This window comes from Rouxiella sp. S1S-2 (genome assembly GCF_009208105.1).
Taxonomy (GTDB): Bacteria; Pseudomonadota; Gammaproteobacteria; order Enterobacterales; family Enterobacteriaceae; genus Rouxiella.
In genome coordinates this window covers 3,893,495-3,907,816 of the sequence record NZ_WFKL01000001.1, presented here as the reverse complement: position 1 = coordinate 3,907,816, position 14,322 = coordinate 3,893,495, and the positions used below count along the sequence as shown (strand labels likewise).

The window sequence follows — 14,322 nt, the reverse complement described above, 5'->3', positions numbered from 1 at the left end:
TGGGCGGCAATTATCTTGTGGACCTGAGCAAAGTTAACATTCTGTCTATATACTTAATCTACGGGCAGTTTCTGGCAGTCATTTAGCGATGTCGCTTTTATGGTATTTAAGTGAGGCAGGGAATGATGCTTAAGCGTAATGAGTCTCTCAGGGTGCTGATGGCCAGCAGTTTGTTGGCGGCCAGTATTGCCCCATTAACCCAGAGCTATGCGGCAATGCCGACTATGCCGGTTAAAACCACCACGCTTTCTAGCGTGCAGAGTATGAACCACCTGCAGGCCGAGCTGCCCGTTGGCGTAAAGCCGCTTTATCTCTCTACTCTGTCTTCTCTTTACGCCGCGAATCACATGCAGCCGATGTGGCAAGACCGCGACGCAATTCATCAATTCCAGCAGCAACTCGCCGAGCTGGCTATTTCTGGGGTGCAGCCGCAGTTTACCCAATGGGTTAGATGGCTAACCGATCCCAGCATTAAGGGTATGGCGCGTGATGTGGTGCTGTCCGATGCGATGCTCGGTTATTTGCAATTCACCAGCGGCGTCGAAGTTAACGGCAGCAATTGGCTGTACAGCAATACGCCTTATAAAATGACCACGCCGCCACTGACCGTTATCAATCAGTGGCAGCTTGCCGTACGCCACGGCACCACGGCGCACTATGTCACGACGCTGGAGCCTCAGCATCCGCAGTATAAGAAAATGCATGCTGCGCTAAGAACCCTACTGGCGGATTCGCAGACGTGGCCGCAAATGACCAGTCTGGTGAGCCTGCGTCCTGGGCAAATCAGCAATGATGTGCCGGCGCTGCGCCAGATCCTCGAACGTAGTCAGACAATGATTGATGTAACGGATACCTCTACCCCGAAGCCGACGGCTGAAACGATTGCACAAAATACCACCAGTAATAATGTCGAAGATTTTTCGGTAGATGAAACGGCTGACAAGACGCAAAAACCGACGCCTGCCGTGAGCCCTTCCGCTACCTCGGTACAAGACGTATTGCCAACGCCAACGCCAGATTCAACTCAGCCTGCAGCCTCGCAGGCCACCGCGACGCCGGTCGTTACCGTGGCGGATAATCAGTATTCGCCGGATTTGGTTGAAGCCGTTAAACGTTTTCAAAAATGGCAGGGAATAGAGGCTGATGGAATTATTGGCCCAGGCACGCGTCAGTGGCTAAATGCTTCGCCGCGCCTCAGAGCAACGCTGCTGGCGTTGAACATACAGCGTTTGCGCATTCTGCCGGGTGACGTCACCAACGGAATTATGGTGAACATTCCCAACTATTCTTTGAAGTATTATCTCAATGGCAATGAAGTCCTCTCGTCACGCGTCATCGTTGGTCGTCCAAGCCGCAAAACGCCGTTGATGAGCAGCGTGCTCAGCAACGTAGTGCTTAATCCGCCGTGGAACGTGCCGACTACGCTGGTGCGCCAGGATATTGTACCCAAAGTGATCCGTGACCCCGGTTATTTGCAAAAGCACGGTTTTACCCTGCTTTCGGGCTGGAGCAATGACGCGGAAGTGATTGATCCTTCGACCATCAACTGGAGCATGGTGTCTCCCGATCACTTCCCGTATCGCGTGCGTCAACAGGCGGGTTCGATGAGTGCGCTGGGCCGTTACAAGTTCAACATGCCGAGTTCGGATGCGATTTATCTTCACGACACGCCAAACCATAATCTGTTCCAACGAGACTCGCGTGCGTTGAGCTCAGGCTGTGTGAGGGTAAACAAAGCCTCCGAGTTGGCTAACATGCTGCTGCAGGATACCGGCTGGAATGATGCGCGCATCTCGTCTACTGTTCAGGGCGGCAGCACGACGTTTGTCCCTATTCGCCATCGTATACCTGTAAAATTGTTCTATTTAACCGCTTGGGTTGCTGAAGACGGTAAGCCGCAGTTTAGAACAGATATTTACAATTATGATTCAACAGTGAGATCTGGCGCACAAATATTGTCACAGGCCGAAAAACTGTTGTAATAAGTGCAGTAATTTTAACCTGATAAGTGTCTGAAAGACTGACTCATAAAGTGGGACCATCACGGAGCAGGCCTGCATCATAGGGCATTCACCCGGTTGACTCACTTTATCAAGGCGGTTATGGTTGCGAGGGGTCAAATTATGGCCCCTTTTTCTCACCTTCTTTTAGATATAGCTATCAGGTAATTGACTTTAAATGGACCAAATAGACAAATATCGACGTAAATGGCTTGCACTTGGCGGTGCGGCTATGGGCGTTGCGCTGCTTCCTGGCAAGGCATTTGCGACGCTTTCAACACCTAGACCCCGTGTTTTGGTGATTAACAACCTCCACACTGGTGAAACCCTCAAAACCGAGTTTTTTGATGGTAAGAAGTACAACAGGGATGAGTTGGCGCGATTGAATCATTTGTTCCGCGATTATCGTGCTGGTGGGCAGGTGACCAAAATCGATCCACAACTTTTCGACCACCTCTATCGTCTGCAGATCATGTTGGGAACCAATAAACCGGTTCAGCTGATTTCGGGCTACCGTACTTTGGCGACCAACAACAGCATGCGCAAACCTGGCAGCGGCGTCGCAAAACACAGTTATCACACGTTGGGCAAAGCCATGGATTTCCATATCCAGGGCGTTGATTTGGCGAATATCCGCAAAGCAGCGTTAAAAATGCGGATGGGTGGTGTAGGATATTATCCACGAAGTGACTTTGTGCACATCGATACGGGACCGAACCGAACCTGGTCCTGACGGTGTGCGAAAATCAGGAAAAAATCATACCTCTGGGACTTGCTATGCGTTTAAGAGCCAGGGGTATGCGTGGAGCTTAAATGAAATATCACATCATTCCGGTAACGGCATTCAGCCAGAACTGCTCAGTTATTTATTGTCCTAAAACCAATCAGGCCGCCGTTGTCGACCCCGGTGGTGATGCCGAGAAGATCAAAGCTGAGGTTGCTGCTCTGGGCGTAAACATTACTCAGGTTTTGCTCACTCACGGACATCTCGACCACGTCGGAGCCGCAGCCGAACTCGCCGCACATTATCAGGTTCCCATTATTGGTCCGCACAAGGAAGACGCCTTCCTGCTCGAAGGGTTACCGGAACAGGCGCGCATGTTTGGTTTGGAACACTGTGCCGCTTTTACTCCAGATACTTGGTTGGCGGAGGGCGATGTGGTCAAGGTTGGTGAAGAGAGTCTGTCGGTGCTTGAGTGTCCGGGACACACGCCTGGACACATCGTCTTTATTAATGATGCGGCGAGATTTGCAGTATCCGGTGACGTGATTTTTAAAGGCGGAGTAGGGCGCAGCGATTTCCCACGCGGAAACCATGAAGATTTGATCAACGCGATCAAGACCAAACTTTTGCCGCTGGGTGACGATATCGTCTTCCTGCCGGGCCATGGTCCAATGTCCAATTTAGGCCACGAAAGAAAAACCAATCCTTTCCTGCAGGACGAGCAGCCTATCTGGTGAGTGTCGATGCATTAAAAAAGCCAGCGCGGAGCTTTCCGGCTGGCTTTTTTATTACCCATAATTCAGCGGATTACAGTACTGCGACAATGGCTTCGCACAGCGGCGCCATATTATCGAGAGTAATACCCGCCACGTTGATACGGCCAGAATTCACGGCGTAAACGCCAAACTCCGAACGCAAACGCAGAACCTGGTCTTTACTCAGTCCACTAAATGAGAACATGCCGTTCTGTTGAATAATAAAGCTGAAATCCTGCTTGGCGCCTTTTTCCTTCAGCGTGGTCACAAACAGTTGACGCATGCGATGAATGCGCTGACGCATATCGCTCAGCTCCAGCTCCCACTGTGCACGCAGTTCAGGGTTGCCCAGAATGGTGGCAACGACCGCGGCGCCGTGTGCCGGGGGGTTGGAGTAGTTAGTGCGGATAACCGATTTGACCTGGCTGAATGCACGGTCGGCGGTTTCGGCGTCAGTGGTAACCAGCGTAAAGGCGCCCACGCGCTCGTTGTAAAGGCCGAAGTTTTTAGAGTACGAACTGGCAACCAGCAACTCTTTATGCAGCGAAGCGAAGATACGCAGGCCCTGTGCGTCTTCTTCCAGACCTTTGGCGAAGCCCTGGTACGCGAAGTCAAACAGCGGCAACCAGCCCTTGGCGACAGAAAGTTCTGCCAGCTGTTGCCATTGCGCGATAGTTGGGTCAATACCGGTCGGGTTATGACAGCAGCCGTGGAATAGTACGATATCTCCGGCCTTGGCGTTATTCAGGCTTTTGAGCATGCCGTCAAAGTCCAGCGCGTGTTTTTCTGCATCGTAATAATTGTATTCAGCTACTTCCAGGCCTGCGGATGAAAACACACCGACGTGGTTTGGCCAGCTTGGATTACTCACCCAAACGCGTTTTGCATCGGTTTGTGTTGCCACAAAATCGGCCGCGATACGCAGCGCGCCAGTACCCCCTGGGGTTTGCGCAGTGCGTGCACGTTTCTCACTGATGATTGCGCTGTCTGCGCCAAACAGCAGCTCTTGCGTGCAGTGTGCGAAATCGGGCAAACCGTCAATGCTCAGATAAGTTTTAGTGGTTTCATTTTCCAGCAAGAACTGCTCGGCCTTTTTAACACTGGCGAGCACCGGCGTCTTACCTGTTTCGTCCTTATAGACGCCAATTCCCAGGTTGATTTTGTCCTGACGATCGTCAGCGCGGAAAAGATCGGTAAGACCAAGGATCGGATCGGCGGGTGCAGCAGTGATTTTTTCAAACATGTGGATACTTCCATGACCAGTGACAAGCAGAATGAGGCATTTAGGTTACCGCCAGATTTGACCTTTGCCAACCGTTTGCGGCAAAAAGAAAGCAGAGTTGTGAGCGGGCCTTCAGCATTAATTTTTCTGATGAAACGGGATAATAAAATCCGAGGGAGCGTTGAGAATTAAGGGAGGGCAAGGCGGAATTAAAATCGAGTCATAAAAAAGGCAGAGCCGAAGCTCTGCCTGATTTTTAGACTTGCGTTGCACCCGAAGGCGCGAGGCTTAGGCTAAATTAGAACTGGTATACCAGACCCAGTGCAACAACGTCGTCTGTCGCCAGACCCAGTGGGTTGTTGTCGTTCAGGCGGTTGATTTTGTAGTCAACATAGGTAGACATATTTTTGTTGAAGTAGTAAGTTGCGCCCACTTCGTAGTATTTGTACAGGTCAGCATCGCCGATACCTTCGATGTCTTTGCCTTTAGACTGAACGTAGGCGATAGACGGACGCAGGCCGAAATCGAACTGGTACTGAGCGATAACTTCGGTCGTTACAGCTTTGTTTGCAAAGCCTTCGTCGTCGTTGTTCGAGTTGGAGATACGAGCAGCATCGCGAGTTTCGGTGTAGAGAGCGGCGAGGTAGATGTTGTTCGCATCATACTTAACTGCGGTACCCCAGCTGCGTGCTTTGTTTTTGTCGTTGCCGTAAGCCAGCGCTTTCTGACCGTCGGTACGGTTAGACTGCGCCATAGACGCTACGATGCCCAGACCGATAGAAGAGGTGTAAGACGTTGACAGCGCATAACCGTCGCCGTTACCGCGCAGGATATCACCGTTGTCGCGGTCGTTTTTGCCCTGGTACTGAACGGCGAAGTCCCATCCATCAACCAGACCAAAGAAGTTGGTGTTACGGTAAGTTGCCACGCCGGTAGAACGACCAGACAGGTAGCCGTCTGAGTAACCAGAGTCGCCGCCGTATTCTGGCATCATATCGGTCCAGCCGATAGTGTCATACATCAGGCCGTAGTTACGACCGTAGTCGAATGAACCGTATTCGTTGAATTTCAGACCTGCGAAGCCCAGACGGGTTTTGTTGCCGCTTTGCGCGTCAGCACCTTCTGAGTTGTTAGCCTGAATGTTGTATTCCCACTGGCCGTAACCGGTGATGTTGTCATTGATCTTGGTTTCGCCTTTGAAGCCGAAACGAACGTAAGACTGGTCGCCATCGCTACCGTCGTCTTTAGAGAAGTAATGCAGACCGTCTACTTTTCCGTACAGATCCAGCTTGTTGCCGTCTTTATTATAGATTTCGGCTGCGTTTGCTGCGCCAGCAGCTAACAAGGCTGGGATTACCACTGCGAGAATGTTGCGCTTCATCATTTATTATTACCCTCATTGGTGTTATTTGGACACCTTGCCACTGCCTACAATAATTTACGGAACTATTGTTGATAGTTTGGTGTCTCCTGTGTCTGAACGCAGTGTTCCATTGAGGGTGCGCTTAATCTACATCGAAAATGCTACTAAACGCCTAAACTTGTTTCAGTGAGAAAGAATGTGTTACAAAATATTAAATTTACGGAACTTTGTGACAGGGATCTAGGTTTAAAAATAGCTAAGGCCAGCATCGCTGGCCTTAGATTTGTATCAAAAGATGTTAAATTAATAACTCTTAATTAATTAGAAGGTTGCATTGCGTGGAGTACGTGGGAAGGGAATAACGTCACGCACGTTTTGCACACCGGTGACATAAGCCACTAAACGCTCAAAGCCCAAACCGAAACCCGAGTGTGGAACAGTGCCGTAGCGACGGAGATCGCGATACCACCAGTAATCTTCTTTATTCAAGCCCATCTCTTCAAGACGCGCATCCAGCACATCCAGACGCTCTTCACGCTGAGAACCACCAATAATCTCGCCAATTCCAGGTGCAAGAACGTCCATTGCGGCTACCGTTTTGCCGTCGTCGTTCATACGCATGTAGAAGGCCTTGATATCTTTAGGGTAGTTTTTCACTACCACCGGCGCTTTAAAATGCTGCTCTGCGAGGTAACGTTCGTGCTCTGAAGAGAGATCAACGCCCCACGACACTTCATTTTCGAACTTCTGACCTGACGCGATGAGGATATTAACCGCGTCGGTGTAGTCGACCTGCGCGAAATCGGACGTTACAAATCGCTCAAGGCGTGAAACAGCATCTTTGTCTACGCGCTCCTGGAAAAATGCCATATCGTCCGCTCGTTCGTCCAAAACTGCTTGGAAAACATACTTCAGCATGCGTTCAGCCAGTGCGGCGATGTCGTCGAGGGTTGCAAAGGCAACCTCAGGTTCTACCATCCAGAATTCCGCCAAGTGGCGGCTGGTGTTGGAGTTCTCGGCGCGGAAAGTGGGGCCGAAAGTGTAAACTTTAGATAACGCACAAGCGTAGGTTTCGCCGTTAAGCTGGCCGGATACGGTCAGGAAGGCTTCTTTACCAAAGAAGTCTTCGCTGTAGTCGATTTCGCCTTTGTCAGTACGCGGCAGGTTTTGCATGTCCAAGGTTGAAACGCGGAACATCTCGCCTGCACCTTCAGTATCGGAGGCGGTGATAAGCGGCGTCGAAACCCAGAAATAGCCGTTTTCATGATAGAAGCGGTGAATCGCCTGTGAAAGGGTGTTACGCACACGCGCTACGGCACCAATCAGGTTGGTACGCGGACGCAGGTGTGCAACTTCGCGCAGGTATTCGATGCTGTGGCGTTTTGCCGCCATCGGGTAAGTATCAGGATCATCAACCCAGCCAACCACCTTGATTGCGGTGGCCTGCAGCTCAAAGCTTTGACCTTCGCCCGGAGAGGCGACCACAATACCGGTGACTTCTACGGAACAACCGGTCGTCAGGCGCAACACTTCGTCCTGATAATTAGGCAAAGAATTATTAACGACGGCCTGTAACGGATTAAAGCAGGAGCCGTCATAAACGGCGACGAAGGAGATGCCAGCTTTTGAATCTCTCCGGGTACGCACCCAACCGCGTACGGTGACTTCACTGTCAACCGCAGCACGGCCTTGCAGTACGTCGACTACAGGCACAACGCTCATAGATTTCTCTCTTAAAATAGTTCTGATGATACCGATGGTTTTAAATTCGTATTAAAAACCTGCTTGGAAAGCCACACCTTTATAAAAAAGGGTTTTGCTATGTTACTTAGCCTTTTTCAGGACACAAGAAGAAATCGCCGCCGGAACGCAACATTTATGCTGCGGCGGCGATATCTTTAAATAGGTTTAAAGCAAAGAGTGGGGAAGTGGTGAAAAAGTAGCTTATTTCGCTTCTTCTCTTCTTCTATATAAAGAAGAGAAGAAGCAGGCCTGATAGAGATAAAGAAGAATTTAGCCGCGAGAGGGCGTGTTTCTGGGGGCGTATTTTGCCCCTTCTCCCATTTTTTCAACGGGGAAAGGGGCGGCGTCACAGAACTAAGACGCTTTCTTCACCAAGGGTAAATCAAAAGCTTTGCGCAGAGCCTTAACAAAGGCCTTGTCCTGACAAATCGTTTTGCCCGGGCTATCTGAAAGTTTGGCCACCGGCTTGCCATTGCACTGCACCAGTTTGATGACAATATTCAGCGGTTTTACGTCGGGAATATTGCAGGTTAAACGGGTGCCAATACCAAACACCAGATTGACGCGCTGATGGAAGCGGCGATAGAGGTCGAGCGCCTTATCCAAGTCCAGATTGTCCGAGAAGACCAGCGTTTTAGTCATCGGATCGATACCGAGTTTCTGATAATGGGCAATCGCTTTCTCGCCCCATTCAAACGGATCGCCCGAGTCATGGCGCAGACCCTGATAAGCGTTGGCAAACTTCGAACCAAAGTCGCGCAGGAAAGCGTCCATGGTAATGCAGTCGGTCAGCGCAATCCCTAACTGGTCAGGATATTCATCCAGCCACGCTTGCAAGGCGGCGCGCTGACTGTTGGCCAGCACTGGACTCAGCTGCTGATGCGCCTGAAACCACTCATGCGCCTGGGTACCCACGGGACTCAGCTGCAGTTTGTGCGCCAAATCGTAGTTGCTGGTGCCCACCAGATAAGGAAACTCTTCTTTTAACGTGCTGACAATCGCCCGCTGAACGGCGCCAGAAAAGCGGCGGCGCGTGCCGAAGTCCATGAGTTTAAAGGCCGAGATATCAACGTCGGCAGAATCTTGCCTGAATTTTTGCAGATTTTTTCGTAGCTGTTCAACCGCCATTTCGGGCGTAACGTCCGGGGAGCGATGCTGGTGAACCACCTCACTGATCACCGCCAGCAGTGGCACTTCCCACATGATAACCTCGCGCCACGGGCCTGAGATGCGAATATGCAAATGCCCGCTGCGGTTCGATACCTCAACGTGTTCAGGGTTGTAGCGGAATGAACGCAGCCACTGCAAATAGTCCTGACTGAAGAATGGCAGGCTGGAAAGATAGCTGAACTCTTCCTCAGTCAGCGCCAGTTCACTCATCAGTTGAACCTGGTCATATATCTCTTCGGCGTATTCGCCCAGCAGCTCGTCGCCACGGCAACGGAACTCGGCAACGACGCGACTCGTAGCATAACGATGATAGACCGCCTGCTGCATGTGGAGCTTATAGGCATCGGTATCTAACAATGAAGTCAAAATCGGGGAGGCGAATGAAGTCATACGCGCAACATCCTCGTCAGCAACAGGCTATATTCTTGGTACTTGAAACCACAGCGGCATTATCTGCGTTCGTTCACCCAAATCACTGATCTATGTCAGTTCATTGAAATTCACTCGCTTACTGCCTTGCCGTGGCCCTTCTACTTCGAATATTAAATTTGTTTATAACCTGAGTAAAATCGGCAAAGTTCGGGAAGTATACCGCATTATCAAGCCAATGAACCCTCATCTCAGCACAATTCACCGCGCCAGGTCGAGGGCCAATTGTGCCTTGTTAAGGATATTAAACACCGCTTTCCGATAAGTCTTAACAAAAGAATAACCCGTTAAAAATTAATGTCTTTCATTTTAATTTCATTAAATACAGAGAGTTGATCACACTTTTGAGGCGGTGATACGGCGCTCGGCTCCTGCGCAATGAATTGACGACCGGCGAAATAATTTAGTGGCGGTGTTAATGGGAATAGCACAAAAAAGTTAAAAAAAAGTGAATGATTGGCCTGATTATTTTTTATCTTTGCGAGACCACGCTGACCGCTTTGCCTAAAAGCTCGACGGTCGTCGCCAACATCCCGGCAACAATCTGGGAATTTTCGCCTTCTGTGATAAAGTTTATTCTAACCGCGTCACGCGTATCCCAATGAAAACGCCAAAAGGTTCTTTTATGACTGACCAGCTGCAAACGGAACAACAGACCGACGCATCAGAACATCCGCAGGTAAAATATCGTCACGACTACCGCGCCCCGGATTACACCATTACTGATATTGATTTGGATTTCGACCTCGATGCGCAGACCACCGTGGTCACTGCCGTCAGTCAAGTCAAACGCCTGGGTGCAGAAGGCGCTGAGCTGGTGTTAAACGGCGAAGACCTGACGCTGATTAGCCTGAAAATTAACGGTCAGGACTGGCCAAACTATCAGCTGCGTGAAGGCAAGCTGGTGATTAAGGGTTTGCCAGAAGCCTTTGAGCTGAAAATTGTGAACGAAATCCATCCGGCCAAAAATACGGCTCTTGAGGGGTTGTACCTGTCGGGTGAGGCGCTGTGTACCCAGTGTGAAGCGGAAGGTTTCCGTCATATTACCTATTATCTGGATCGTCCAGACGTTCTGGCGCGATTTACCACTCGCATTGTAGCCGACAAAGCGCTTTATCCTTACTTGCTCTCCAATGGCAACCGCGTTGACGGCGGCGAATTGGAGGGCGGTCGTCATTGGATTAAATGGCAGGATCCGTTCCCGAAACCTTGCTACTTGTTTGCCGTTGTAGCCGGTGACTTTGACGTGCTGCGTGACAACTTTATTACTCGCTCCGGGCGTGATATCGCGCTGGAGATTTTCGTCGATCGCGGCAATCTTGACCGCGCCGACTGGGCGATGGAGTCACTGAAGCAGTCAATGAAGTGGGACGAAACGCGTTTCAATCTAGAATATGACCTTGATATCTTTATGATTGTTGCCGTTGATTTCTTTAATATGGGTGCAATGGAGAATAAAGGCCTCAACGTTTTCAACTCTAAATACGTGCTGGCCAAGGCGGAAACCGCCACCGATAAAGACTATCTCGGCATTGAAGCCGTTATCGGACACGAATATTTCCACAACTGGACCGGCAACCGCGTGACCTGCCGCGACTGGTTCCAGCTGAGCCTGAAAGAAGGCCTGACTGTGTTCCGTGACCAGGAGTTCAGCTCTGACTTAGGTTCCCGCTCCGTTAACCGTATCGACAACGTTCGCGTGATGCGCGGCGCGCAGTTCGCCGAAGATGCCAGTCCGATGGCGCACCCGATCCGTCCCGAAAAAGTTATTGAAATGAATAACTTCTACACACTGACCGTGTATGAAAAAGGGTCGGAAGTGATCCGCATGCTGCACACTTTACTGGGTGAGCAGCAGTTCCAGGCAGGTATCGCGCTTTACTTCGAGCGTCATGACGGCAGTGCGGCAACCTGCGATGACTTCGTGCAGGCGATGGAAGACGCATCCAACGTCGATTTATCGCTGTTCCGCCGCTGGTACAGCCAGTCTGGTACGCCTATTTTAACCGTGCGTGATGACTATGACGTTGAGAAGCAGACCTATACCTTAACCGTGAGCCAGAAAACGCCGGCAACCCCGGATCAGACTGAGAAGCTGCCGCTGCACATCCCGCTGGATATCGAACTATACGACTCGCAGGGTGGTGTTATCGAGCTTAAGCAGGGAGGTCAGAAGGTCAGTAATGTGTTGAACGTGACTGAAGCGGAGCAAACCTTTGTTTTTGAAGACGTTGCTTATCAACCTATCCCTTCTTTATTACGCGAGTTTTCTGCGCCGGTTAAGCTGGACTACAAGTATGGCGATCATCAACTGACCTTCTTGATGAAACACGCCAGCAACGATTTTTCTCGCTGGGACTCGGCGCAGAGTCTCCTGGCCATTTATATCAGGCTGAATGTGGCGCGTCATCAGCAGAAACAACCACTGTCTTTGCCGCTGCACGTGGCCGATGCTTTCCGCGCCGTGTTGCTGGATGAAAATGTCGATCCCGCACTGGCCGCGCAGATCCTGACTCTGCCGTCAGAAAACGAAATCGCCGAACTTTTCAGTATTATCGACCCTGAAGCCATTAGCGCGGTGTATGAGTCTATTACGCGCTGCCTGGCAGCTGAAATGGCCGATGAATTCCTGGCGGTTTATCACGCCAACAGTCTGGCGTCTTATCGCGTTGAGCATGCCGATATTGGTAAACGCTCACTGCGCAACGTCTGCCTGCGTTATTTGGCATTCGCCGATGCGGCACAGGCAGACAAGCTGGTCAGCACGCAGTTCGAACAGGCTGATAACATGACTGATTCTCTGGCGGCGATGTCTGCAGCCGTGGCGGCAAATCTGCCATGCCGCGATGCTTTGCTGGCTGCCTACGACGATCGCTGGCATAAGGACGGCCTGGTGATGGACAAATGGTTCATCCTGCAGGCCACCAGCCCGGCCGCCGACGTGTTGGCGCAGGTACGCAGTCTGTTGACGCACCGTTCGTTCACCATGGGTAACCCGAACCGCATTCGCTCGCTGATTGGCGCATTCGCTCAGGGTAACCCGGCGGCGTTCCACGCGACAGACGGCAGCGGTTATGCCTTCCTGGTCGAAATGCTGACCGACCTTAACACCCGTAACCCGCAGGTGGCTGCACGCATGATTGAGCCGCTGATCCGCCTCAAACGTTACGACGCAGGCCGTCAGGCGTTGATGCGCCAGGCACTGCAGCAGTTAAAAGGTCTGGAAAATCTTTCCGGTGACCTGTACGAGAAAATCACCAAGGCGCTGGATGCATGATTGATTGGTTGAAGGGGTAAAAGCGAAAGGGCGACAGGAATGTCGCCCTTTTTTATGGCTCATGAAGAGAGTTAACGCTGTGCCAGTTTGGCTTCGGTGTTGGGCAACTGTGGGCGCAACACGCGGTCCAATACCTGTTCTTCCAGCTCCGCAAGCCGGACGGAGCCTCGGCGGCGTGGACGCGGTAAATCAACCAGCAGGTCCAGCCCGACCTCGCCTTGTTCGATAAGAATCACTCGATCTGCAACGGTGACGGCTTCGCTGACATCGTGCGTCACCAGCAGTACGGTAAAGCCGTGTTGTTGCCACAGGCGCTCAATCAGACTTTGCATCTCAATGCGGGTCAACGCGTCAAGCGCGCCCAAGGGTTCGTCGAGCAGCAGCAGGCGAGGGCGATGCACCAGCGCGCGTGCCAAAGCAACGCGTTGCTTTTGACCACCGGAAAGCGCGGCGGGCCATTCGTTGGCACGATCGGCCAGGCCGACTTCTTCAAGCGCCGCCTGAGCCGCCGGTCGCCAATTACCCTTCAGGCCAAGACCGACGTTATCGATAACCTTTTTCCACGGCAGCAGGCGGTCATCCTGAAACATCAAGCGGGTATCATCCTGAACGTTGCTCAGCTGCGCGCTGCCGCTGAGCAGTTCGCCGCGGGTGGTTTTTTCTAATCCTGCCAGCAGACGCAGAAGCGTGCTTTTACCGCAGCCGCTGCGTCCGACAACTGCCACAAACTGCCCGGGCGAGATGCGAAGATTAATATCTTTTAAGACGGCACGATGACCATAATTTTTGACAATGCCTGCCAGCGTGACCGGCGTGCCTTGAGGAATACGCGTGGGTTCACTCATGCGGCCTCTCCTTGTTTCTTCTGGTAGGCGGGATGCCAGCGTAGCCAAACGCTTTCCAGCGCTCGGGCCAGCATGTCGGCCAGTTTGCCAAGAATGGCGTAAAGCACAATCGCCACCACGACGACGTCTGTCTGCAGGAACTCGCGGGCATTCATCGCCAGATAACCGATGCCGGAGTTGGCAGAAATTGTTTCTGCTACGATAAGCGTCAGCCACATAAAGCCGAGGGCAAAGCGCACGCCAACCATAATGGATGGCAGTGCACCGGGTAGCACGACCTGAATAAACAGCGGGAATCCGGAAAGTCCGTAGCTGCGCGACATTTCCAGCAGGCCGCGGTCAATATTGCGAATGCCGTGATAGGTGTTGAGATAAATCGGGAACAGCGTGCCCAGCGCCACCAGAAAAATCTTGGCGGATTCATCAATACCAAACCACAAAATGACCAGCGGGATCAGCGCTAGATGCGGGATGTTACGCAGCATTTGCATTGAACTGTCTAGCAGGCGCTCGCCCCAACGAGAAAGACCTGTGATAAATCCGAGCAGCAGGCCAATACTGCCGCCGATAACAAAGCCGGTTAGCGCCCTGAAGGTGCTGATTTTCAGGTTTTGCCACAGATCGCCGGATTTCGCCAGCGTCCAGAATGCCTCTACCACGGCGCTCGGGGCCGGCAGAATACGGTTTGAAAGCCAGCCAGCCTCCACCGCCAACTGCCAGGCGGCGAGTAACACCACAGGCAACACCCACGGGCTAATTCTGTCTAACCAACGCTCAGTCTTGGTGCTCATTCT

At 51.7% G+C, this 14,322-nt stretch carries 10 protein-coding genes; 4 read left to right on the top strand and 6 right to left on the bottom strand.

The genetic code is table 11. From position 1 onward, the window contains the following. Positions 1–122: 122 nt before the first annotated feature. From ldtD to GA565_RS17910, 3 genes are all read left to right on the top strand, one after another. A complete protein-coding gene (gene ldtD, locus GA565_RS17920; protein ID WP_152199811.1) occupies positions 123–1,982 on the top strand; it encodes a L,D-transpeptidase in 1,860 nt (619 codons plus the stop codon). A gap of 196 nt (positions 1,983–2,178) precedes the next feature. Next, complete coding sequence (locus GA565_RS17915) at positions 2,179–2,733, top strand: YcbK family protein (RefSeq protein ID WP_055777966.1); 555 nt, start codon at positions 2,179–2,181, stop codon at positions 2,731–2,733. Positions 2,734–2,813: 80 nt separating this feature from the next. Beyond that, on the top strand, positions 2,814–3,461 hold the full coding sequence (locus GA565_RS17910) for an MBL fold metallo-hydrolase (protein WP_152199809.1): 648 nt from the start codon (positions 2,814–2,816) through the stop codon (positions 3,459–3,461). Between the two features lie 70 nt (positions 3,462–3,531). Here the strand turns inward: GA565_RS17910 and GA565_RS17905 are convergent, their stop codons facing one another. From GA565_RS17905 to pncB, 4 genes are all read right to left on the bottom strand, one after another. Next, positions 3,532–4,722, bottom strand: a complete 1,191-nt coding sequence (locus GA565_RS17905) for an amino acid aminotransferase (RefSeq protein ID WP_152199807.1) — start codon at positions 4,720–4,722, stop codon at positions 3,532–3,534. A 277-nt stretch (positions 4,723–4,999) separates the two neighbouring features. Next, positions 5,000–6,085: a porin OmpC gene (gene ompC, locus GA565_RS17900; RefSeq protein ID WP_304621427.1), complete on the bottom strand. Its 1,086-nt coding sequence runs from the start codon at positions 6,083–6,085 to the stop codon at positions 5,000–5,002. A 300-nt stretch (positions 6,086–6,385) separates the two neighbouring features. Further along, positions 6,386–7,786 carry an asparagine--tRNA ligase gene (gene asnS / locus GA565_RS17895; RefSeq protein ID WP_055777980.1) on the bottom strand — a complete coding sequence of 467 codons (1,401 nt, stop codon included), beginning with the start codon at positions 7,784–7,786 and terminating at the stop codon, positions 6,386–6,388. 375 nt (positions 7,787–8,161) lie between these two features. Then, positions 8,162–9,367: a nicotinate phosphoribosyltransferase gene (pncB, locus tag GA565_RS17890; protein WP_152199805.1), complete on the bottom strand. Its 1,206-nt coding sequence runs from the start codon at positions 9,365–9,367 to the stop codon at positions 8,162–8,164. A gap of 664 nt (positions 9,368–10,031) precedes the next feature. On the opposite strand from pncB, the gene pepN reads away from it, so the two are divergent. Beyond that, a complete protein-coding gene (gene pepN / locus GA565_RS17885; RefSeq protein WP_152199804.1) occupies positions 10,032–12,683 on the top strand; it encodes an aminopeptidase N in 2,652 nt (883 codons plus the stop codon). A 71-nt stretch (positions 12,684–12,754) separates the two neighbouring features. Here pepN and ssuB read toward each other — a convergent pair whose 3' ends face one another. Both ssuB and ssuC read right to left on the bottom strand, forming a co-directional pair. After that, on the bottom strand, positions 12,755–13,528 hold the full coding sequence (gene ssuB / locus GA565_RS17880) for an aliphatic sulfonates ABC transporter ATP-binding protein (protein WP_152199802.1): 774 nt from the start codon (positions 13,526–13,528) through the stop codon (positions 12,755–12,757). Further along, the gene (gene ssuC, locus GA565_RS17875; RefSeq protein ID WP_152199800.1) at positions 13,525–14,319 is read right to left on the bottom strand and encodes an aliphatic sulfonate ABC transporter permease SsuC; all 795 of its coding nucleotides are present in this window, start codon (positions 14,317–14,319) and stop codon (positions 13,525–13,527) included. The genes ssuB and ssuC overlap by 4 nt, the downstream gene beginning before the upstream one ends. Positions 14,320–14,322 lie beyond the last annotated feature (3 nt).

Excerpts from the sequence above, each read along its gene's own strand:
- GA565_RS17905 (WP_152199807.1), bottom strand. The coding sequence starts at position 4,722 with ATGTTTGAAAAAATCACTGCTGCACCCGCCGATCCGATCCTTGGTCTT.
- GA565_RS17910 (WP_152199809.1), top strand. The coding sequence starts at position 2,814 with ATGAAATATCACATCATTCCGGTAACGGCATTCAGCCAGAACTGCTCA.
- pepN (WP_152199804.1), top strand. The coding sequence starts at position 10,032 with ATGACTGACCAGCTGCAAACGGAACAACAGACCGACGCATCAGAACAT.
- ompC (WP_304621427.1), bottom strand. The coding sequence starts at position 6,085 with ATGATGAAGCGCAACATTCTCGCAGTGGTAATCCCAGCCTTGTTAGCT.
- ssuB (WP_152199802.1), bottom strand. The coding sequence starts at position 13,528 with ATGAGTGAACCCACGCGTATTCCTCAAGGCACGCCGGTCACGCTGGCA.
- asnS (WP_055777980.1), bottom strand. The coding sequence starts at position 7,786 with ATGAGCGTTGTGCCTGTAGTCGACGTACTGCAAGGCCGTGCTGCGGTT.
- ldtD (WP_152199811.1), top strand. The coding sequence starts at position 123 with ATGATGCTTAAGCGTAATGAGTCTCTCAGGGTGCTGATGGCCAGCAGT.
- GA565_RS17915 (WP_055777966.1), top strand. The coding sequence starts at position 2,179 with ATGGACCAAATAGACAAATATCGACGTAAATGGCTTGCACTTGGCGGT.
- ssuC (WP_152199800.1), bottom strand. The coding sequence starts at position 14,319 with ATGAGCACCAAGACTGAGCGTTGGTTAGACAGAATTAGCCCGTGGGTG.
- pncB (WP_152199805.1), bottom strand. The coding sequence starts at position 9,367 with ATGACTTCATTCGCCTCCCCGATTTTGACTTCATTGTTAGATACCGAT.